Annotated in this window: 18 protein-coding genes; 16 read left to right on the forward strand and 2 right to left on the reverse strand. The window is 45.6% G+C overall.

Features of this window, described 5'->3' with window-relative positions; genetic code table 11:
* Positions 1-310: 310 nt before the first annotated feature.
* The 4 genes from FW415_RS16745 to FW415_RS16760 all read left to right on the forward strand — a co-directional run bounded on the left by FW415_RS16745 (position 311) and on the right by FW415_RS16760 (position 3,124).
* Positions 311-1,204: an SDR family NAD(P)-dependent oxidoreductase gene (locus tag FW415_RS16745; protein WP_148387332.1), complete on the forward strand. Its 894-nt coding sequence runs from the start codon at positions 311-313 to the stop codon at positions 1,202-1,204.
* Between the two features lie 17 nt (positions 1,205-1,221).
* On the forward strand, positions 1,222-2,058 hold the full coding sequence (locus FW415_RS16750) for an AraC family transcriptional regulator (protein ID WP_148387334.1): 837 nt from the start codon (positions 1,222-1,224) through the stop codon (positions 2,056-2,058).
* A 248-nt stretch (positions 2,059-2,306) separates the two neighbouring features.
* Positions 2,307-2,627 carry a helix-turn-helix transcriptional regulator gene (locus tag FW415_RS16755; protein WP_148387336.1) on the forward strand — a complete coding sequence of 107 codons (321 nt, stop codon included), beginning with the start codon at positions 2,307-2,309 and terminating at the stop codon, positions 2,625-2,627.
* Positions 2,624-3,124 (forward strand): SRPBCC domain-containing protein, encoded by a 501-nt coding sequence (locus FW415_RS16760; protein WP_148387338.1) that lies wholly within the window; start codon positions 2,624-2,626, stop codon positions 3,122-3,124. Before FW415_RS16755 ends, FW415_RS16760 begins: the two co-directional genes overlap by 4 nt.
* A gap of 88 nt (positions 3,125-3,212) precedes the next feature.
* On the opposite strand, the gene FW415_RS16765 is transcribed toward FW415_RS16760, so the two are convergent.
* Positions 3,213-3,647, reverse strand: a complete 435-nt coding sequence (locus FW415_RS16765; RefSeq protein ID WP_168208849.1) for a hypothetical protein — start codon at positions 3,645-3,647, stop codon at positions 3,213-3,215.
* A gap of 218 nt (positions 3,648-3,865) precedes the next feature.
* On the opposite strand from FW415_RS16765, the gene FW415_RS16770 reads away from it, so the two are divergent.
* The 4 genes from FW415_RS16770 (at position 3,866) to FW415_RS16785 (ending at position 7,427) form a co-directional block, all read left to right on the forward strand.
* Positions 3,866-4,198 carry a hypothetical protein gene (locus tag FW415_RS16770; RefSeq protein WP_148387343.1) on the forward strand — a complete coding sequence of 111 codons (333 nt, stop codon included), beginning with the start codon at positions 3,866-3,868 and terminating at the stop codon, positions 4,196-4,198.
* 26 nt (positions 4,199-4,224) lie between these two features.
* On the forward strand, positions 4,225-4,656 hold the full coding sequence (locus tag FW415_RS16775; protein ID WP_148387345.1) for a hypothetical protein: 432 nt from the start codon (positions 4,225-4,227) through the stop codon (positions 4,654-4,656).
* Positions 4,657-5,093: 437 nt separating this feature from the next.
* Positions 5,094-6,176, forward strand: coding sequence for a serine hydrolase (locus FW415_RS16780; RefSeq protein WP_148387347.1), 1,083 nt, complete (start codon positions 5,094-5,096; stop codon positions 6,174-6,176).
* Positions 6,177-6,659: 483 nt separating this feature from the next.
* Positions 6,660-7,427: a DNA-binding response regulator gene (locus tag FW415_RS16785; protein WP_148387349.1), complete on the forward strand. Its 768-nt coding sequence runs from the start codon at positions 6,660-6,662 to the stop codon at positions 7,425-7,427.
* Positions 7,428-7,530: 103 nt separating this feature from the next.
* On the opposite strand, the gene FW415_RS16790 is transcribed toward FW415_RS16785, so the two are convergent.
* On the reverse strand, positions 7,531-10,719 hold the full coding sequence (locus FW415_RS16790) for a two-component regulator propeller domain-containing protein (RefSeq protein WP_148387352.1): 3,189 nt from the start codon (positions 10,717-10,719) through the stop codon (positions 7,531-7,533).
* A gap of 283 nt (positions 10,720-11,002) precedes the next feature.
* Between FW415_RS16790 and FW415_RS16795 the strand changes: the two genes are divergently transcribed.
* The 8 genes from FW415_RS16795 (at position 11,003) to FW415_RS16830 (ending at position 23,097) form a co-directional block, all read left to right on the forward strand.
* Entirely contained in the window at positions 11,003-12,223 is a 1,221-nt protein-coding gene (locus FW415_RS16795; protein WP_148387354.1) for a glycoside hydrolase family 105 protein, read from the forward strand.
* Positions 12,224-12,288: 65 nt separating this feature from the next.
* Positions 12,289-15,486, forward strand: a complete 3,198-nt coding sequence (locus tag FW415_RS16800) for a TonB-dependent receptor (RefSeq protein WP_210420719.1) — start codon at positions 12,289-12,291, stop codon at positions 15,484-15,486.
* Positions 15,487-15,510: 24 nt separating this feature from the next.
* Complete coding sequence (locus tag FW415_RS16805) at positions 15,511-17,346, forward strand: RagB/SusD family nutrient uptake outer membrane protein (protein ID WP_148387356.1); 1,836 nt, start codon at positions 15,511-15,513, stop codon at positions 17,344-17,346.
* Positions 17,347-17,392: 46 nt separating this feature from the next.
* Positions 17,393-18,547 (forward strand): Ig-like domain-containing protein, encoded by a 1,155-nt coding sequence (locus FW415_RS16810; protein WP_168208850.1) that lies wholly within the window; start codon positions 17,393-17,395, stop codon positions 18,545-18,547.
* Between the two features lie 68 nt (positions 18,548-18,615).
* Entirely contained in the window at positions 18,616-20,151 is a 1,536-nt protein-coding gene (locus tag FW415_RS16815; protein ID WP_148387361.1) for a family 43 glycosylhydrolase, read from the forward strand.
* A gap of 41 nt (positions 20,152-20,192) precedes the next feature.
* Complete coding sequence (locus FW415_RS16820) at positions 20,193-21,296, forward strand: glycoside hydrolase family 105 protein (RefSeq protein WP_148387363.1); 1,104 nt, start codon at positions 20,193-20,195, stop codon at positions 21,294-21,296.
* 8 nt (positions 21,297-21,304) lie between these two features.
* Positions 21,305-22,522: a glycoside hydrolase family 105 protein gene (locus tag FW415_RS16825; RefSeq protein WP_246858779.1), complete on the forward strand. Its 1,218-nt coding sequence runs from the start codon at positions 21,305-21,307 to the stop codon at positions 22,520-22,522.
* Between the two features lie 32 nt (positions 22,523-22,554).
* Entirely contained in the window at positions 22,555-23,097 is a 543-nt protein-coding gene (locus FW415_RS16830; protein ID WP_148387365.1) for a GNAT family N-acetyltransferase, read from the forward strand.
* Positions 23,098-23,115 lie beyond the last annotated feature (18 nt).

The raw sequence follows: 23,115 nt of genomic DNA on the forward strand, positions 1-23,115 counted from the left end.
AACAAATGAAAGAAACACGTATTGTTTGGAGTGACGGGTAAATTCCAAAGAACCTCAAAAAATAATTGCTATCCTTGCCCCTAAAGGGTTATTACGTATATTTGTGAGCGATCGGCAATGGCAGGACGACCCCAGCCGACAGGACGATACCCGACACAAAGAAAAGCCGACCGCACAAGAAAGAATTTACCAAGCCACTCACCACCCAATTTTTCCAAGTGAGCCATACAAGAAAGAAAATTGAGCCATACAGGAAAGTTTGTTAAGTTTTTTACTCCCACCTTTGCACCTGAACATAAACTCAATCACAATGATAATTGTAATGACAGGGGCAACATCAGGTATTGGTGCAGAAGCCTTAAAACATTTTGTAGAATTGCCCGACACGAAAGTATATGCTGGTGTACGGGGAAGCGGACGTATTGTGCCTGAAGGAACAGCAATTCTTCCGCTTGACCTTTCTTCTTTAAAAAGCGTTAGTTCTTTTGCTGACAACATAAAACAACGTTTGGGAAATACTAAAATTGACATTTTGGTATTAAATGCCGGTATTCAAGCGACCGATAACAAACAACGAAGTGAAGAGGGTTTTGAACTGACATTTGCCACTAACCATCTTGCCCATTATTTGCTGGCAAGGTTACTCTTGCCGAATTTGGCAAAAGGCGGTAAAATTGTTATCACGACAAGTGATTCGCACGACCCCGAAATCATTTTTTTTGGTCCGAAGACATTAGACCTAGAGGAATTGGCTTATCCTGATGAAAATAGTCCGAAAGGCATGCGTTTCTATGCAACAACAAAACTCTGCAATCTTCTTACCGCACGCTCCCTTTCAGCCATAAGTTTGAAAGACGACAGCGGTATCAGTGTGATTGCATACAATCCCGGGTTGACCGGAGATACATCCCTAATGGGCAAACAATCGGCATTTATAAAAATATTGCTGCCCGTTTTCATTCGACCGTTATTCTATGTGGTCAGTATGTTTAAACCTGCTTTCTTTATGGGGACAGCAAAACGTTCGGGCGAAGCGTTGGCAGAGCTTGCATTGGGTAAAGTTACGCTACCAACGGACAAAATTTATGCATCACTTGTAAGGGGAAAGCTTACCTTTCCCAATCCTTCCCAACTTGCACAAGACAATAACACAAGAGATCTGTTATGGAAAGAGAGTGCTAAAATGGCAGGATTGCCTGAGTAGAAATAACTGATAAAAGGATGAAAAAGCATACGAAGAACTTATTTTCAGATGCCATAGTCTATTCTCTGGATACAGAAAAGGAAACAGAATATGATAATCTGCTGGTCGAAAGTGTTCTATTATTGCAGCTTTCGGGTGAAATGACTTTTGAGACCTCCACCGATAGAATTACAGCAAGGTCTGGCGAAGTATATCTGGTAAGAAAGCACCAATTCGTGAAGACCACCAAAACTCCAAAAAATAACGAATATTATAAGGCTTTGATGTTTATTCTGAAAGAAGATATTCTGGGACAATATGCCCTGGAAAAGCAGTTGGAAACAACGGTGAAATATCACGGCAAATCAAATATCCTTCTGCCCGAAAGTACCTATTTGAAAGGGTTTTTCAACTCGTTGATTCCTTATACAGTCAATCCGAAAAGTATCGACCATCCGCTAAGTGAATTAAAGGTAAAAGAAGCGGTTGAACTTTTGTTGCTTGCAAAACCTGAACTTGAAAATTTTCTTTTTGACTTTTCCGAACCACATAAAATTGATTTGGAAAAGTTTATGATATCTAACTTCCAGTTCAATGTTCCGATTGACAGCTTTGCAAAATTGACAGGACGAAGTCTCGCAGGTTTCAAACGTGATTTTCAAAAGGTATTTAGTATGTCGCCCCGGCAATGGTTGCAGAACAAACGACTTACAGAGGCTCACTATCAAATAGAAAAGAACGATAAAAAGCCGTCTTCAATCTATGTGGAACTTGGCTTTGAGAGTTTATCTCATTTTTCTTACGCTTTTAAAAAGCAATTTGGTTATGCCCCAACGGAACTAACAAAGATGAGAAAGAACAAAATATCGACTTGAAAACAGTTTCGATTACCGATTTACTTGTCTTACAGATAGCTTCAATTTAACTTTCTTCTATCCCGTTTAATAGTTCTTCGTTCATCAGTGATAATAATTACCCGGTAAGCGTCACTGTAACAATCCCTCCGACAACAACTAAAACTTCCCAACTTTTACCCCGACAAAATAATTGCATTTAAATTTGCGCAACTCGAAAGTTGCACATATATTTGCAACCTGAGGGTTGCGCAATTAAATATTGAAAAATGAAACAAGACTTATTCCAGGCCATAGCAGACCCAACACGCAGGGCCATTTTAACTTTAATTGCTGCTCAAGCGTTAACACCAAATGCAATGGCGGAAAAATTTGATATGAGCCGACAAGCCGTATCAAAGCATATTAAAGTATTGCAGGAATGCGAGTTAATCAAACCCGAACATTCCGGCAGAGAAATTTATTATCACTTTAATCCAAAAAAAATGCAAGAATTTGACAATTGGCTAGCCAAGCTCAGGAAAATTTGGGAAATGCAATTCAATCAACTCGACAACGTATTACTGACGCTAAAAAAACAGAGAAAATGAACAACAATTTGCTATTTGATTTTACCGTTGACAAAGCAGCGAAAACGGTATTCATAACAAGAGAATTTGATGCTGACCTTTCGCTGGTATGGGACGCATTTACCAAAGCAGAAATCCTTGACCAATGGGTGGCGCCTAAACCCTGGACATCAAAAACAAAATTCATGGATTTTAAAGTTGGCAGACGAAGATTTTATGCAATGGTAAGTCCGGAAGGACAAAAGCATTGGGCTATTCAAAAATACACGTCCATTAACCCCAAAACCAACTTCAAACTATTCAATGCTTTTGCAGACAAAGATGAAAACCCTCAATTGCCGGGTTCTGATTGGGATTATACGTTCAACGAACAAAACGGAAAAACAAAGGTCAGTATTACTATTTATAACGAATCCCTTGCCCGCATGGAGAAGATGATTGAAATGGGCTTCACAGAAGGATTCAAGATGTCAATGAACAATTTGGAAAATCTACTGGCAACTTTATCCGGCAAATGATTTCCGTTGAAAATATTCTGAACGAACTTCTAATAGAACAACCAGTTTAACGATCTGGAAAAATACTAACTATAGCTATGACGACACTTTATTTCCCCAGCAACTCTAAGATCAGGTTGGCGACGGCCTCCTTATTGAGCTCGGGAATATCAGCTGACAAAGCCTTGCTCACCGTTACTTCAGCACCTATTCCAGGGGCGGTAAAAAATACGGCATTGCTGGTCCCGAACGGAGTTTTTGTAGTCATCTGATATAGGTATCCTTTCTGTTTTTCGGCACGGGCGTCTTTAATTTCCGTTGCACCCAATCCTTTCAATACTGCGGACTTACTGGACAATACCTCGTCATCCTCATTAAGATAAAAGGATATCGTGAATGCATGCAATTTCGCTGAGTTCAGGGATTGTGATTTGGGTACCCTCCATTCGCAGCGGACGCTCTCTTCATCCACCATGTTATCTGTCTGCTCAAGGCCGCTGATATAAGCTTGTACGCGTTTTGTAATAGCTGCTTCAGTGGGCAACTCATACTCCTGGGCCAATACGGAAAAGGAAGAAAAAACAAATGAACGTAAATAATAATAAGTGTTTAATCATCTTGTCATAATTGGTTTAATCAAAAATAAGGATTGAAAAACGTTTTCCTCCAAAAAAAGAAAGGATAAATGATTAATCATCAACTCCCTTGCCAATTTTATCCGGAAGAAGTGTTATATTCATATGTTAACAAATACCGTATCCAATGGCAAAACAAACCTCCTTCTTTACCTTCACGGGTAAGGCCGGCAATATGATCGGCTATTACCGGGACGGTAAACACTACTTCCGCGGCATGCCGGAAACCGTCCGGCAGACGACTGCCACCCGCCGTGCCGCACAGCGCTTCGGCGCCGCCAGCAGCAAAGGCCGTCTTATCCGCAGCGCATTCGCCGGTGTGAACTGGATGTTCGTTGCGATGGCAGCCATATCAACCGCCTCAACAAAACGATCATCAAAGGCGGTATCGGCAATACCGGGGCCATCGCAGGCTTCCGCTTCAACCAGCACACGGGAACAGACCGCTTCTTTACCGTAGCGCCAACACTCGCTGAGGACGGTATTTTGCATATTCCCCCGCAGGTACTGCCGCAGTTCAGGGGTATCACCATGCTGGAAGTAAAAGTGATCGCCACCCGCATTCATTTCGGGGAACGCCGGGTAACGGGCACGGAAACCGCTATGATCGAGCTGGATACCCGCGAGGCATTTGCGGGCGCGGCGCTGCATGTGGATGTGCCCGGCAAGGGAACGTTGATCGTAACCCTGCAGGTAAGAGGTATGTGCAGCAGCAGCGCATCTTTTAACCGGAAATACCTCGCCGCTGATATCATTGCCGTACAGGAGCCGCAGACAAAGCTGGTCTACCACAAACCCGGATACCAGCAAGCTGCGATGTTGCAGCAGCGGTGGCCATCACTGGCAGGCATTGCACATCAGCAGAAAATAGCCTCCGCATACACCTCCCCAACCCCGCCAGTCATCCAGCGGGAATAGGCCACTCCCCGCCTGAGGATACATTTTGTTAAGTAACCCATCCATTGAACGCAGACCCTCCCACACCATATTTCCAGTCAGTTTCCCGCAAGCGCCAGTCCTTATGGAGGGCTTGCTATTGGCGGTATCTTCCCCTCGCCAGATCTTTCAAACCCGCACGAACTTCAGACCATTTCCGCATTAAGTCCACGTGCCCCGGCGTGATCCTTCGGTTATCCTTCGTTCATCACAAGGTAGCGGCCCGGCATTGATCATAGTATGAACAGCCGCTACCCGGAATAAGGTGCTATAACAAACCGATGAGCCCCCACAGGAATTTTACTTGATCCTCAAAGACGGCAGCATGGCGTTCAAAGGGTTATTGCGTATATTTGGGAGTTACCTCCTATTAACGTTAAACTGAAATTAACACGACAATATTAAACTCCATCCAAGCTATGAAGCAAAAATCCCTGATCTTTTTCCTTTTGTTCCTATCGCACTCCACATATGCACAAATGAAAGCCATCCCGAATATTCCCGCTATTAGCCCGGAAGATGCTGGTTTCAATAAAGACTCCATTAATGCGCTTAATGATACTATGGCCAAATTCAAGCAGAGAGATTATAGAGGACTGATTGTAATTAAAGACAACAAAATTGTACTGGAGAATTACTACAATACATTTTGGCGTAATCACATACATGACATTCGGTCTGCGGGAAAGAGTATTACTGCTTTGCTTTTGGGCGTAGCCATCAAAGACGGATTGGTAAAAAATTTAGAGCAGGACGTTTACTCATTCTTTCCTAAGGAAAAATACCCTTCAATTCATGATGATTATAAGAAGGTCAGGCTAGTTCATCTGCTGAACATGGTTTCTGGTTTAGATGCCGATTCCGACAACCCTGAAACAATGGGCAGCGCAGGGAAATGGATGTCAAAGGACGAATGGGTGAAGTATTTGTTAAGCGTTCCATTATCAAGCGAGCCTGGGAAAAAATGGGTTTATGCTGATATCAACGCTGTTCTGATCGGGGCGCTCATCGAAGAAAAGTCTGGTATGAGTCTAAGGGATTATGCCAGACAAAAGGTTTTTGACCCATTGGAGATTAAAGAGTTTTACTGGTACACTAATGCAGCAAATCAAACCGGCGCCGCTGGTAATCTTTACATTTCAACGCTGGACTTTGCAAAATTGGGTTTATTGGTTGCTAACAAAGGAAAATGGGGAAATGAACAGTTAGCCGATTATGATTATATGAATCGGCTATTGAACGAATACTCCACTGCAATAGGGGACTATAATCCTTTGGCTGACGGATATGGTATGCTTTGGTACAGAACAAGAAGAAAGTTTGGCAGAAGAGAAGTTAACTATCTATGGGCATCAGGAAATGGCGGAAATCATTTGGTAGTTGTTCCCGAGGAAAATATGGTAATTGCCATGACCTCCGGTGCATACGGAAATTGGTATCCCCATACAAGAGCGTATTTTATCCTCAGTAAGATATTTCAAGCATTAGAAAAAAATGATTAGAAAACCAGCAGGTAACAGGGTATTGCCCAAAGCGCGGCTGCAAGACGGCATCCCTCCTCTAAACAAGCTATTCGGCTTCTTAATGGAAATTGTCCGGATCCAGGCCTGGCAATCACCTAATACATTGATTTTTAGTGTATTTGTTTACTAATGCCACCACGTCAACAGGCAACCGTCATCCCAGTAACGGCCAACCCAGGATTTCCCAAAATCACATTTTCCCGGAAATTTGAGCATACTCCAATACAAACAATTATGTATATTTAACGCAGCGATTATGTGCCGGTTCTATGACTATTTACCCGGAAGCTTGGTACAGGAGACATTCCCCTCCCCACGTTATGGGCAATGCCACTTCAAGCACCAGGTAAATGGTGTATTAGCACGCAATTCCTATACATCACTAATACAAGACCCAATGGGCATAATCTGCACCGGAACTCCCGGAAGCCTGAATGGGACTATGGAAAAAGATAGCATAACATGACTGACAGCATTCTTATTATTGACGACAACGAGGATATCCTGGATTTTTTATCTATCGTTCTAGGCGAGAACTATAAGATCCTGCTGGCCCCTAATGGGGAAGTTGCACAGGGCATACTGGACACCGAAGTGGTAAATCTTATCATATCAGACATTATGATGCCCGGTATCGACGGCTTTGAACTATGCCGGCTGATCAAGTCTAACGTAGAATACTGCCATATTCCTATCATCCTGTTAACTTCCAAAAATACTTATCAGGCCCACATTGAAGGATTGGAAGTAGGTGCGGATGCGTATGTCCAGAAACCTTTCTCACAAGAGCTATTGCTGGTGCAGATCTCTAATCTGCTTAAAAACCGGCTGAAAATAAAAGAGCATTTTGCCTGCTCCCCTTTTGAAGATGTAAGAGTAATGGCGCATTCGAAAACAGACGAAGCATTCCTTAAAAAGCTGGATGAATATATTCGTGATAATATTAAAGATCCCAATATTGATGTTGACAAGCTGGCGGAGCACATGTTTATGAGCCGCACTACTTTCTACCGAAAAATAAAATCCCTTTCATCATTATCGCCCAAAGAATTAATTGACATTACACGCCTGAAAAAAGCGGCCGGTTTAATTGCGGAGAATGAATTTTCTTTATATGAAATTTCAAAAATGGTGGGATATAGTTCGCAAAGTCTTTTTACCCGGAACTTTCAAAAGTATTTTAAGGTTAACCCTTTGGAATATTCCAATTCGCTCCTGAAAGAGCGATAAATCAACAGTAAATGCAGGCTTTGTACGACTGCCCCAGGTTACCAGCTCCCGCAGCCACTATACAAAGGCTATTTGGTTTGTAACAAGCGTGGCTTCCCTCCTGTCATTCTATCTTTTTCCAGCTGCTCAATTGAAATTCAAACTTCTGATGCACGGGCAATTGCAGCTCAAAAATTATTGAATTTTGCTTACCGGAAAGCAACTGCAGCGATCCGTTGTGCAGCTCAGTAAGCGACTTTGCAAGCGACAGACCAATACCGGTTCCCGGTTTATTGTTTCCCCTCAACCTGACAAAGGGCTCGAATATCTGCTGTCTGAATTCTTCCGGTATGCCTTTGCCATCATTCATAAAAAGAATAGTAAAGCGTTTGTCGGAATCTTTTATGGTATGGATAGTTACTGTTGCCTTCTCAGCCGCATATTTGACAGCGTTCGAGATCATATTGGTGCATATTTTGATAAAGGCTTCTCTATCGACAAACGCCATAAAGTGGCGTTCCGGTAATTCCAGGTTTAAATCAACATTATTGCTGTTGGCTTGCTGTTTGAATACATTGACAAGATCGGCAACCAGCGCAATAATATCTGTTTTAACAAAGCTCAGGCTGAACTGGTTGGCCTCGGTTTTCCTGAAGTCAAGTAGCTGACTGGACAACTCTACCAGTCTTTTGGTATTCTTTTCGGCTATTGCAAGGCTTTTCTTGATGTCAGTATCTTCACCAAATTTTTTCTTCAGCCACTCAATAGGTCCGGCGATGAGTGTAAGCGGTGTTTGAATTTCGTGAGTGATATTGGTAAAGAACTCGATCTTTGCCTTGTAAATTTCTTTTTCCTTTTCGTGCTCAAAAAGTTGCAGTTTTCGGAGATTCTTTCTTTCGAGATGCCGGTGATAGAACCGCACCAGGAAATATAAGCAGGCAGCAAGCGCCAATGTATATAATATATACGCTGTATTGCTTTTCCAAAAAGGTGGCAGTATCCTGATAGTCAAATGACGTTCCTTACCTACCCAGCTTTTGGTATTGCTTTCAGCCTGTACGATGAATTCATATTTCCCCGGCGCCAGGTCTGTAAAATAGGCGTTGCGGTTGGTGCTGAGATAGGTCCAGGATTCATCGAGACCTTTCATCCGGTATTTATATCTTGTTACTTCCGGTGCAGAAAAATTTAATGCCGCAAATTCAATACTGAAGCTATTCTCGTTGTATTGAAGTACTACGGTGTCGGTATATAAAATAGATTGGGAAAGTGGGCTGTTTGTCGTATCGGGTGTTACTTCTTTATTGTTGATCTGGAATCCGGTAATGTAGATTGGAGGGCTTGTTTTTTTTGGGTCAAATGACGAGGGATGGAAAGCGATCATCCCTTTAACCGAACCAAAGTACATTTTCCCATCGGTATGTTTATAAGCAGAGTTATAGTTGAACTGGTCGGTTATCAATCCATTGGCCTGTGTATAAACCCTTACTTCTTCAGTTGCGATATTGAAACGGATGATACCTTTGAGCGAGCTGATCCATAGATGTTTGGAATGATCTTCCAGGATGGCATATAATACATTCGTGGGCAGCCCGTCTTTCGTAGTGTACTTTTTGATCGTTTTCCGGTCGGGACTCAATTTTATCAACCCGCCGCCGGTTGTAGCAAACCATAAAGCATGATTGCTGTCTTCAAAAATATCAAATACTGCAAATTCATCTATAATTTTGTTATTCAAAGTGTCACCGAATCGTATGTTGCCATGCCGGCCTGTTTCAGGATTGAAGTAAAATGCGCCGTCTGATACGCTTCCTGTCCAGATATTACCCTGACTGTCTTCCGTTATATCGAATGTATAAACATTGTGCGGAATTTGCGGGACATTTTTGAAAGTCTTGTGCCGGGGATTATAGACATACAGGCTCGGGCCATGATAGGCTGTACCAATAAGTATAGTGCTATCCCTTGTGAGGTAAACACAGGTTACAAAATCACTGGTTTCATCACCGTTGTTCTTGATGAGCTTGAACCGGTCCGTAATTTTACCGCTGCGGGTATCCATGATATCAAGACCGTTATAAAACATCCCGATGAAAAGCTGGTTGCCTATAGCCAGCAATCCGTGTACATTGTAGTAGGAGATGCTTTCTTTGTTCCCGGGTGCAGTGTAATTGGTAAACTGTCCTGTTTTCAGATCCAGTTTATTAATGCCCGCATCTTCAGTGCCGATCCATAGATTATCCTTTTCACCAGGAACTATTTTTCTTACAGCGTTCCCTGATATTGAATTAGTCCCGGGAAGAGGATAGTATTTTTCAAACTTTGCATTTTCTTTTGAATAATAATTGATGCCGCCAAAATAGGTGCCCACCCACATGCTGCCCTCCCGGTCTCTGAAAATGGTATATACGGCATTATCTGATATCGAGTATGGGTCCCCGGTTCTTTTCACCAGGTGTTGCACAACACCAGTGGCGAGGTTGTAAATATATACCCCGGACTCTGTCGCTATCCAGTATTGCTGCTCCTCTCCCTTTACAATATCCCGCACGTATATTGATGCCCGGTTGTTGTGCGATAACGCTAAAGGCCTGCAGGTTCTGGTCTTATGATTGTAAATTTTAAGCCCCTGGGTGAAACACCCGATCAGCAGTTCATCTTCATTAATGGGATATATCCTGCTGATAGACCTTAAGTGCAAGGGAATGCTTTGGTCAATTATAGGGATATTTTCAATTGATCGGTTTTCAAAATTATATTTACCAATTGTGCCATCTTCTCTTCCTATCCAGAGTTCATTGTTGATGCCACGCGCAATGCACGACCCTCTGATTTCCAGGTCTTCCACCGTCTGGCTGTCGCTATTGTACCGGTATAAACGGTTGCCGGTCAATAACAGGAGATGATTATGATCATCCAATGCCAGGTGACTGATATAAGTTGCGGGTACAGCTGCTACTTTTGTAGAAACTTCTTTGTATGGATCATATTTAAATAAACCCTTCCCTGTCCCTACCCATAACGCGCTGTTAGCATCTTCCAGGAGAACCGTTATTATATTATTGCCGATGTTGTTGACCGGGTGATTTTTGTTTTCATAGGATTTGAATGTATAGCCATCAAAGCTATTCAGGCCACCTCTTGTTCCTATCCAGATCAAACCTTTGCTGTCCTGTATGATGGAAGAAACGGCATTATGGGCCAATCCATTTTCAACCTGGTAATGTCTGAAGTAATATTGGCCATGACATGGGGAAGCGGCAATTGGCAATATCAGATGCAGCAAGGCAATATAGCAGAGAAATTTCGTCATTTTTTTATCAAGCCGAATAAGCCAACGATGCATAGTACGTCCTGTTAAACTCAAATATAAATAATGGCATTAGAATATGATTGCCTTATACCGGAATTATGTCAATATAGCAGGAAGCGCCAGCTATTTGATACGATTCGTCAAAAAGTTGAACAGAATTCATGAATGGCATCTGTTTACTTTGTACAGCAATATATTCCACAATGTACTGAAAGATGCGTCTGGCCAGAGACTGAATTTTCTATTCATTCCATAGCAGACGAGATAACGATAAAATCCACGTATGAAAATATCTGTATTGCCAGCTGTATTTTTTTTCACTGCGGTTTTCTTATTCAGTTGCAGCAAAGGGAGTGCTGAACCCGAGCCGGAACCCGGTCCGGATGTGGAAAAAGACTCCACAGCGTATGACCTGGCAAACTTTCCGGAAGGGTCTCAGCCTGAAAAAATCGGCATAAAACTGACCGAACGCTTTCTGCAGACAAAGCCCTCCTTTTGGGGGAACGTAAACTCCCAGTACACAGCCGATCATATTACCTATCCCGACGTATGTGCATGGCTGGGTGCATTCTGGTTTACAAAAGCCACCAAAAATGATGCGCTGTACAATGCACTGGTGGACAAATTCGAGCCTTTATTTACGACCGAAAAGCATTTGCAGCCGGACCTGAATACTACCGCGGGTAATAAAGTGGATTATTATGTTTTTGGAGCGGTTCCGCTTGAAATATATACCCGGAAAGAAGAAAGCAGGTACAAGGAACTTGGGATGAAGTATGCCGACGGGCAGTGGACGCTGCCCTCCACAGCAACGCAATCGCAAAAAGACTGGTACGCAGATGGTTATTCCTGGCAGACGCGCCTGTGGATCGATGACATGTTCATGATTACGGCATTACAGGCCCAGGCATACCTGGCTACAGGAGATGAAAGGTACATCGAGCGTACCGCAAGGGAAATGGTGCTATACCTTGACCGGCTGCAACGCAGCAACGGCCTGTTTTTTCATGCTCCTGACGCACCGTTTTTCTGGGCCCGTGGCGATGGCTGGATGGCTGTTGGAATGACGGAAGTGCTGCGTATTCTACCCGAAGAGGCCCGTTATAATGTTTACCGGGAAAGAATTATGAAGGGTTATCAGCAGATGATGGAGACTTTACTGAAATACCAGATGTCTGACGGGATGTGGGGCCAGTTGATCGATAATATGTCATCATGGAAAGAAACATCCGGGAGTGCCATGTTCACATACGCTATGATCACAGGTGTAAAGAACGGTTGGCTCGATAAGGAAAAATATGGCACTGCCGCCCGCAAAGCGTGGCTTGCGCTGCTGACTTATCTGGATGCCAACTACGATATCAGGAATGTGTGCGAAGGGACCGGGGCGAAGAACGATTATCAATACTATCTGGACAGAAGACGGTGGACAGGAGACCTGCACGGTCAGGCAGCCCTTTTATGGTGCGCCTATGCGTTGTCTGGCCCCGCTAAAACAAACTGACATATAAAACCTGACATAGAAATACTGATACAGAAATACCAACGGGAATATCAAAGTTCATAGTTATGAGAAAACTTTTAAAGAAAGTAAAAAACGCACAGTCTGTTTCAGGACTGTGCAGGATACTATCTGTTGGAGCGCTTGCCATGCTCTTCCAACTGATCAGTACAGGCATCGCCTATTCACAAAATAATGGCACTGTGCCAAAGGAGGCGCAACAAGGCAGAAAGCGTATTACAGGCAAGGTAACCAGTTCGGATGGAGATCCGCTGGTAGGCGCTTCCGTCAGGATCCGGAACACCTCGATTGGTACAGCCACGAATAATGAGGGGCTCTATGTCATTGACGCGCTGGCTACAGATGTCCTTTCGTTCAGCTATACGGGTTTCCTGACCAAAGACACGACATTGAATGGCCGTACTGTTTTGAATGTTGTACTTCAACCGGATGTGCTGTTGACCGACGAGGTGGTAATAGTAGGTTATGGCAAGCAGAAGAGGCAAGCCATGGTCAGTTCCATAAGCACTATCGGTTCGCGCGAATTGATGTCCCCCACCGGCAATATTACAGGTAACCTTGCCGGTCAGCTTTCAGGGCTGATAAGCATCCAGCGTACGGCAGAGCCGGGCAGGGATGATGCGGAGTTCTGGATCCGGGGCATCAGTACCTTTAGAGGAGGCTCCCGCCCTTTGATCCTGGTAGACGGTATCCCGCGTGAGATAAATGATATTGAACCGGACGAGATTGAAACCTTTTCCGTGCTGAAGGATGCAGCGGCAACGGCGGTTTATGGTGCTGAAGGCGCAAACGGCGTTATTCTTGTAACCACCAAGCGGGGGATTGTATCCAAACCCAGGATATCTTTCCGTGCCGAACACTCAACGGCCAGTCCGCAAAGACTGCCCGAGTTCGTAGATTCGTGGGAGTACCTTGAACTGGCCAATGAAGCGTTGGCTAACGATGGTTTTGATCCCTATAAGACCTCGGAACAGATTGAAAGGTACCGCAGCGGGGAGGATAACGATCTGTATCCGAATACCAACTGGATGAAGGAGTTGCTGGCGAAAAGTGTGCAGAACCAGCGCTACACGTTAAATTTCAGGGGCGGAGCGGAAAATGCCAAATACTTCGTATCGATGGCCTATTTCAACCAGGAAGGGGTGTTCAAGAAAAACCCCATGGGCAAATATGACAGCGACTTCGACTTTCAGCGGTATAACCTCCGGAGCAATATTGATCTGAAAGTAAGCAAGACCACTCAACTGAATATAGACCTCGCCGGCCAGTATGTTAACAGGCTCACTGCTAACCGGTCACCCGATGATATTTTCGGCTTTATGCTCAATACGCCGCCACACCTGTTCCCTACCATTTACAGTGACGGGACCCTGGCCACATACCAGATACAGAGTGACGGCAACAATCGCAGCCCCTACAATATGCTGTATAACCAGGGGTACCGGAAGGAATTCAGCACACAGATACAATCCAACGTGGGGGTAACCCAGGATCTGAAGATCGTTACAACCGGCCTGAGTGCCAGTGCCAGGGTCAGCCTGGACTATGAAGGCAATGCCTCTACCCTGCGCAACTACTGGCCCAGCCTGTATAACGCCACCGGGCGCGATGCGGACGGCAAGCTGGTATATATTACATCTGTTTCCGGCAGCCCCCAGCTGACAGATCCAGAATTTACCGGTACCAGTTCCTATCGCAATATATATGTGGAAGGATCGCTCAACTATGCGCGTACTTTCGGAAAGCATACTGTAGGCGGCATGGTACTCTACATGCAGAAAGAGAACCAGCGGAGCGATGCGGTGCTTCCCTACCGGAAACAGGGCCTCGTGGGACGTGCCACCTATTCTTTCGCCAATCGCTACTTTATTGAGGGAAATTTCGGTTATACGGGCAGCGAAGCATTTGCGGAAGGAAACCGGTTCGGGTTTTTCCCTGCCGTGGGCGTAAGCTATTTTGTTTCCAACGAGCCTTTCTATCCCGAAGCACTGCGGAATGTGTTGAGCAGCGCCAAGATCAGGTTGTCTTACGGCCGTACCGGCAATGATAATACAGGCGGCTCCCGTTTCCTTTACCGGGCCACCTTCAATACGAGCGGTCATACCTTCAATCAGGGCATTGGTTCTACCGGCGGCACCAATGGCATGGGAGCCGGTATATACGACCTGCTGTTTGTCAACAATACCATTGCCTGGGAAATCGAGAAAAAGCGCAATGTGGGGGTCGATCTGGGATTTTTCGACAATACGATCGAGCTGACGGCAGACTACTTCAACAATCGCCGTTCGGGTATCCTGATACAGCGCAATACGATCAATGCCGCAACGGGGTTCCATGCCAATCCCTGGGAAAATTATGGTATTGTGGATAATCATGGTGTGGACGCAAGCCTGAAAAGCAGCCATAATATCGGCCAGTTCAGGGTATCTGCCAGGGGGACCTTCACCTTTGCCCGCAACAAAATTGTAGAATACGATGAGCTGCCGCAAAACCATCCCTGGATGGCAGTTACCGGTACGCGGGTGGGCGATCAGTCCCTCTATATTGCCGAGAGACTCTATACAGATGACGATTTCGTCAGAACAGAAAATGCCAACGGCACCTACTCCTACCAGCTGAAGCCAGGCCTGCCTGTGGTATCCATGCAGGGCACACTGGGACCGGGCGATATTAAATTTGCTGACCTGAATAATGACAATATCATTGACAACAATGACCGTAAAAGAGGGATAGGCAATCCCGAAAACCCCGAGATCAATTTTGGTTTTGGGTTAAATGTTGAGTATAAAGGAATCTATATGAGCGTCTTCCTCCAGGGAACCGGCAATTCATCTACCCTGCTGGGTCAGGGCAACAGTAATTTCTGGCCTTTCAACTGGGGCGTGGAGAAAGCGAATTACCGGACGGCCTTCCTGGACCGCTGGACGGCAGACAATCCCCGTCAGGATGTTGTGATGCCGAGAATCCACAGTCATTATGCCTACAACGTCAACAAAGAGCCCAATACCTGGTGGTTGCGGAACAGCAGCTTTCTTCGTTTGAAAAATGTTGAAATAGGCTATACGCTTCCAAAAGAGCTGACCAAAAAACTGAGGATGGGCGGCGCCAGGGTGTACCTGATGGGGTACAACCTTTACGTCTGGGATGATGTAAAATACTGGGACCCGGAAATGGGCAACCGCAACAAGGGTATGAGCTACCCCATGTCCCGCAGTTTTACATTCGGTCTTGAGGTAAACTTATAAAATCCGGCCAAAAAAATTTTAAGCATGAAAACAAGAATTATACATACGCTTTTGATAGCACTTACCCTGGGATATTTTACGTCCTGCAGCAAGTTCCTGGATGTGTCCGATGAAGTGGCAGGTGGTATCAGCGATATTTCCCAGGTATTTGATAACGTGGACCGTACAAGAAAATGGTACTCCCAGGTGTTTAATAACCGCCCCGATTATTCTATGGTATGGGTAGAAACAGACGGTATGGGCAACCCATGGACAGCCTATGCCGATGAGATCTTTACAAGGCTGGCCAACAACGCTGGAAAATATAACGAGTGGAATTCCTCAAACTCCGCTGCGCAAAGATGGAAAACGCTGTACGAAAGTATCCGCCAGGCCAATATATTCCTGGAAGAAGCGAAGCCCATTGTAGAGGAGGGCGGCCCCGGCGCTGCCGTGCTCACCGAACCTGAAGTAGAGCGATACAAAGCCAATGTGCGGTTTATGAGGGCGCTGTACCACTATTACCTGATGGAGCTTTACGGACCCATAACTATTGTGGACCACTCCATGACTTTGGAAGACGAGCTGGATCTGCCCCGTAATTCTCTCGATGAAGTGATAAACTTTATTGACACGGAGCTGCTGGCAGCTATGCAAGGCATGGAACAGGAGCCCTACCACAACAATGAATCTTTTCGTGCCGTTCCCACCAAGGGCGTAGCATTAGCCGTTCGGGCAAAGTTATGGGCATATGCCGCCAGCCCGCTCTTCAACGGAGGGTTTGCCGAGGGGTTGCAATTGACGAACAAGGACGGCAAACGCCTGTTCCCGGATCGCGACGACAGCAAACTGCAGAAAGCTGTGCAGGCCTGTAAAGAATTCATCGAATATGCCGAACAGGGCGGACGGTATCAGCTTTACAAAAACGCCGGCACTTTCGATCCCGAAAAGTCTGTATATGAACTGTTCCAGGTGTACAATACGGAAATTATCTGGGCCAATTCGGCCACATCCTGGAAAGCTTACAACGGCGGTGGTTTTGACCAGTACGCCACTCCCAGGAGCGAGCCTTCCGGCCTGGGCGCCTTTCACGTACTGCAGGAGCTCGTTGATGATTTTTACATGTCGGATGGTTATCCTGTCAAAAGCACTTCTTTCCTTCCGGCATCCCCTGCATACAGCGAAACCGGTTTTTCCACGCTCGATGAAGTAGAAGTTTCCAACATGTATATCGGGCGTGAACCCCGTTTTTATAACACGATCACTTTTTCCGGCAAAAAATGGCATATCAGCAACAATGAAACGCAGTTTTACAAAGGTGGCAATTCGGATAACTCTGTAGGAGATGGCGCCCCCTTTACGGGATATCTTTTATACAAGCGGATGAACCGTACGGTGTATGGCCGTACCCCGGGAGTAACCTCCATGTACAGGCCTTCCATTATATTCCGCCTGGCAGAGTTTTACCTGCTTTATGCCGAACTGCTCAATGAAATGTCGCCTGCGGACCCGGATGTGCTGAGATACGTTAACCTGATACGGGAGCGTGCCGGCATCCCGAAGCTGGAAGACCTGAACCCTGCCATCATGGGCAACCAGGATTTACAGCGCGAAGCCATACGCCGCGAAAGGCGTATAGAGCTGGCTACGGAAGGACAGCGGTATTTCGATGTACGCCGGTGGATGATAGCCGAAAATGCACCCGGACAGGGTGGTCAGGGCGGTGACTTTACCGGTATGAATCCGGATGGGAACAAGGTGGCATATCATGTGCGCAGAAAGGTGCAGACCCGTAGCTTCAAGCGTAAGAACTACCTGTACCCTATACCACTGGCCGAAATGCAAAGAAGTGAAAATCTTGTACAGAACCCTGGCTGGTAAACAAAACCTGCAGACATAAAAAACTATGTATTTTAAATTGAATTACATGATGAACAATTATAAAGTGTTCGCATTTGCAGCCAAGACCTTGCTGTTCGGCCTGTTATTCGCAGGCTGCGGCAAAAATCTCCCGGAGGTGAAAGAAGTAGGCGTGGAAAGCATCAGTTTAAGTGAAGAGCTTAGCAGCGGCGTTACGCTGCTGAAAGGCACTACGCTCAATATTGGCTGGAAAGTGACCGTACTGCCCGAAAATGCAACGGACAGGGCGGAGAATTTTTCTTCATCCAACCCGGATGTGGTCTCGGTAAACGGTAATGGCATGCTGACGGCGAAAACCGAAGGTGTTGCCACGATTACCATATCAGTAGGTGGAAAGAACGTTGAATTTACCGTAACATCGGTAGATAAAATAATTGTACCGGCGACAGCTATACAGATCCTGGCATCCGAACTGCAACTGAAGAAGGGAGAACAGCATAACCTGCTTAGCCTGATCATGCTTACACCACTTGAGGCAAATGATGGATTGAATTATGCTTCTTCTGATCCGGAGGTGGTTTCAATAACCCAGGAAGGCTTGCTGGAAGGCATTTCCAAGGGAACGGCTACCATCACTGTATCCTCCAGACAAAATCCTTCCGTTAATGCTACGATAACGGTAGAGATAGTGCCCTTTAGCGGCGATTACCCAAGGGAAGGCTGGACAATGACCGCCTCTCATGAGTTGATGATCGCAACCGGTGATCCGGAAGGCAACTCATTGTCGGCTGCCATCGACGGTGATCTCGCCACCAATTTCTGCCTCGTAAGGCCGGGCAAAACATCCGGTACGACCACTAAGGTAACGGTGCCTTCCGGAGCGGCTATTTATTTTACCGTAGATATGAAGACGGCCCAGGATGTGAATTACTTCAGAATACGTCACAGGAACATTACACAGGCCTTTATAAGATGGTACGGATTTGATGAGATATCCGGCAGCAACGATGGTATAAACTTCGAAGTGATTGCAACAGATGTGGTTATTCCCGATGCCGCAACAGCATCCCTGCAGGAAACCGTTGATATCCCCCTGCCAAAATCCAACTATCGTTACCTGAAATTCTATGCACAGAAAGCACAATGTTTTAACCAGGGATCGTACACATCACAGGGCAATACCGTACAAATACAGGAGTTATATCTTGGTATAACACCCTGAACCCTGTAGAAGACAATAAAACATTATTATTCGCTAACGCTGGTCAAGTGAAAATAAAAATGCATTATATGAAACGATTAATAGTTGCAGTATGTATGCTCAGCGGTACCTTACTGTACAATGCCTGCCATAAATCATCGGGCACTACCGGTGAGCCGCCGCCGGTAAACCCTCCCCCACCATCCGGTGAGGATGATCTGTCCGCATTCACCGTAGACAGTACGTTCACGAACCCGATCATGCCCGGCGGTGCTGATCCCTGGGTGGTCCAGAAAAACGGGACGTATTACTATACTTTTACCCAGGGCAGCAAACTGGTTATCCTGGAAACCAGAAACATGTCATCGCTGGCATCGGCACGCAGGTATGAAGTCTGGACGCCCCCCTCCGGTCAGTCTTATTCAAAAAACCTGTGGGCGCCCGAGCTGCATGAGATTGATGGGAAATGGTATTTTTATTTTGCAGCCGATGACGGCGCGAATGCCAATCATCGCATGTATGTGCTCGAGAATTCTTCGCCTACTCCTGTAGAAGGGAACTGGGTGATAAAGGGGAAAATATCCGACCCTTCGGACCAATGGGCGATAGATGGTACAGTATTGCGGCATGGCGGCCAGCTATATATGATGTGGTCGGGAGGCAATGCCGGGGCGCCGCCGCAGCATATTTACATCGCAAAGATGAGCAATCCCTGGACCATCTCAGGCGAAAAAGTGATCATATCGTCGCCTGTCTATGATTGGGAAAAGAAGGGTAATCCTATCAATGAAGGACCGCAGGTGCTGACCAATCCCCAGGGCCGGGTATTTGTGGTGTATTCAGGCAGCGGTTACTGGGTAGATGGCTATTGCCTGGGGCTGCTCACACTGAAAGAAAACGGGGATCCGATGAATCCTGCTGACTGGACGAAGAAGGACCAACCGGTTTTTTCCATGAGAGCAGAAAGCAGCGCCTATGGCCCCGGACATAATGGTTTTTTTAAATCCCCCGACGGAAAAGAAGACTGGCTCATTTACCACGCACGTACACGCGCGGGCGGCGGCGATAATAACGGCCGCAACCCACGGATCCAGCGCTTTACCTGGAACGCTGACGGGGCACCCAACTTTGGCGCCCCGGTGAATATTGCCATACCGCAAAACCGCCCCTCCGGTGAGAAATGGCGATACATATACCCCAAGACCGAATGGGCTATTGCAGCATTCAGCTCGGAGGAAACTGTCAACAGTCGTCTGGCATCCCGCCTGATAGATAATAATACCGCTACCTTCTGGATTGCGCGGTACTCTTCTGATCCAACGGATTACCCCGGACATTGGGTGACCGTAGACATGGGAGAAATATCCGGCGTTGACGGCTTTATCATCAACCAGAAAGAAGGTGATCGCAAAATAAAGGAACTGCAGCTACTGATCAGTAATGACAATAGTTCCTGGGAAAACCTTGGGGTATTTACCCTCAATAATATCGATCTGTTGAAACAATACATAGATCTGCCTCAACGCAAGCAGTTCCGCTATTTCAGGCTGGCTCCCAAGTCCGGCTACGATGCCCAGCGTCAACCCGGCCTGGCAGAAGTATCTGCATTCAGGTTTAAAGATTAATAATGGAGGATAAAATGATGTTTAATAGAAAAATAAGTATAATGTATAAGCAGATCTTTACGTTGCTGTTGCTATTGCCTTTTCAGCTTTTAGTGGCGCAAAAAAGCAGCCTGAATAAATTTCCCGAAGGTTATACGCCCGAAGAGGTAGGTAAACTGATAGCATACCGATTTATAGATGCGAAACATGCGTTACATGCGGGTAAATGGATCAGCTATCCGGAAACATTCTATTGGAACGGCTCGCTTAAATATGCATCGTTGGTAAACGATAAAGCGCTGCTTGATCTTTTGGAGAAAAAATTCCAACCGCTTTTTACAACAGAAAAAGCTTTTTTGCCCATTAAAAATCATGTTGATCTGAATATGTTTGGCAGCCTGCCGCTGGAGCTTTATCAGATAACAAAAAACGAAAAGTATCTGGAGCTGGGATTGCCCTATGCCAATACGCAGTGGGAAGTTCCTGCAACGGCCAATGCTGGGCAAAAATCATGGGCAGAAGAGGGATTCTCCTGGCAGACACGGCTTTGGATCGATGATATGTATATGATCACCATCATACAATCCCAGGCATATAAAGTAACCAAAGATGTAAATTATATTGATCGTGCAGCCAGAGAAATGGTGCTGTACCTGGATACGCTGCAACGGCCGAATGGCTTGTTCTATCATGCCCCGGATGTGCCGTTTTACTGGGGGCGCGGTAATGGATGGATGGCTGCAGGCATGGCGGAGCTGCTGCGTTCCTTACCAGAGGATAACCAATACCGTCCGCGTATTATGCAGGGCTACCGGGCAATGATGGAGAGTTTAAAAGCACATCAAACGCCTGAAGGCATGTGGAATCAGTTAATTGATGAAAAAGACAGCTGGGCGGAAACATCAGGATCAGCAATGTTTACCTATGCATTAATTACAGGCGTAAAACAAAAATGGCTGAATGCTAAAGAATATGCTCCTGTGGCCCGGAAAGCCTGGATGGCTTTAGTGCCGTATGTTGATGAAAAAGGAGCGGTTGCCGGAGTTTGTGTGGGGACCAATAAAAAGAACGACAAACAGTATTATTACGACCGTCCGCGCAGAACAGGAGATTATCACGGGCAGGCTCCCTACCTTTGGTGTGTTGCAGCGCTGCTTGAAAAATAAGCATCATCGTGACAAGTGATACTACTTTATCTCTACCCTCCTTCCGCAAAAGTGAGCTTCAAAGAGCTATTCAATTTACGGACGTAAAAAATAGCGTCAAGTCAGTCAGTCAAAAAAACAGCCTTATGTTCAAAAATTTGTTGCTATCGCTACTAACCGTTCTTTCCATTCAGGGTTTATCCGCGCAAAATCCCCTGTCGGGTTTTCCGAAGGGGTTTACGCCGATGGAGGTTGGGAAGGATCTGGCCTATCATTTCGTTGATTGCAAGCATGATCTGTATGCTGAGAGATGGATCCATTATGCCGAAGTATGTACATGGAACGGCGCGCTGGATTATGCCCTGAAAACAAAGGATCAGCAGCTAATCAAACGGTTGCAGCTTAAATTCGAACCCTTCTTTGGCCGGGAAAAGGCGCTGCTGCCGCCCATGAACCATGTGGATTACAATATGTTCGGAAGCATTGCCCTCAAACTCTACCAGGTAACAAAAGATACCCGGTACCGGGATATGGGATTGGCTTATGCTGATGCCCAGTGGAACGTGCCGGAGCATGCAAAACCGGATGAAAAAGCATGGGGTGAAAAGGGGTATTCCTGGCAAACACGGCTGTGGATTGACGATATGTACATGATTACCGTTGTACAAAACGAGGCATACAAGGTTACCGGAGATACAAAATATATCGATCGCGCAGCAAAGGAAATGGTGCTGTATCTGGATGAATTGCAACGTCCAAACGGCCTTTTCTATCATGCACCGGATGTCCCTTTATACTGGGCAAGAGGAGATGGCTGGATGGCTGTAGGCATGGCCAACTTACTTGGTGATCTGCCCAAAGACCATAAAGACAGGTCGCGTATTATGACAGGCTATCTGGCTATGATGAAAAGCCTGAAAGATTACCAGAGACCAAATGGCATGTGGAATCAATTGATTGATGAGCCGGACTTTTGGGCAGAGACATCCGGAACGGCTATGTTCACCTACGCGTTTATCCGGGGTATTCAACATGGTTGGCTGGATGCCGCAGCATACGGCCCCGCCGCACGGAAAGCCTGGATGGCTATGGTTCCGTATATCGACGAACGCAAAAACGTGACCGAAGTTTGTATTGGTACGGGCAAGAAGAATGATAAACAGCACTACGCCAACCGTCCGCGAAATGCCGGTGATTTTCATGGGCAGGCGCCATATCTGTGGTGTTCGGTGGCGCTGATGGAATAGTTCGGTAACTTTGACAAGTTAAATATAACCGAATGACAAACAGCAGTTTTACACCTTTCCCGGTTTTGACAACCAAAAGGCTGACGCTCAGGCAATTGTCAGTTGATGACGGGCAGGATATCTTTGCTTTGCGTGCTGACGCAGCAATAAACAAATATCTTGACAGGCAAGCCAGCAAGACGATTGAAGACGCCATAAACTTTATCAATAGGATCAATGATAACATTAAAAAGAATGACTCCGTTTATTGGGCCATAACTTTGACAAATAGCAAAACCTTTGTGGGCACTATTTGTCTTTTTGACTTTTCAAATGACAAAAACAGGTGCGAAATCGGCTATGAGCTTTTGAGCAACTTTCAAAAGCAGGGAATAATGAAAGAAGCGGCTGGAAAAGTTATTGACTATGCCTTTCAGACAATCCGACTTAAAAAGATAGCAGCATTTACGCATAAGGACAATCAGCGTTCAACCAACCTTCTAACGAAATTTGACTTTAAAAAATCAGCGGAAACCGACAAAGAAAACCCGGAGTATAATATTTTCACGCTAACAAATTCAGCTGAAAGTATTTGAATATGGCTGAACGCAATA

This window comes from Chitinophaga sp. XS-30 (assembly GCF_008086345.1).
GTDB lineage: Bacteria > Bacteroidota > Bacteroidia > Chitinophagales > Chitinophagaceae > Chitinophaga.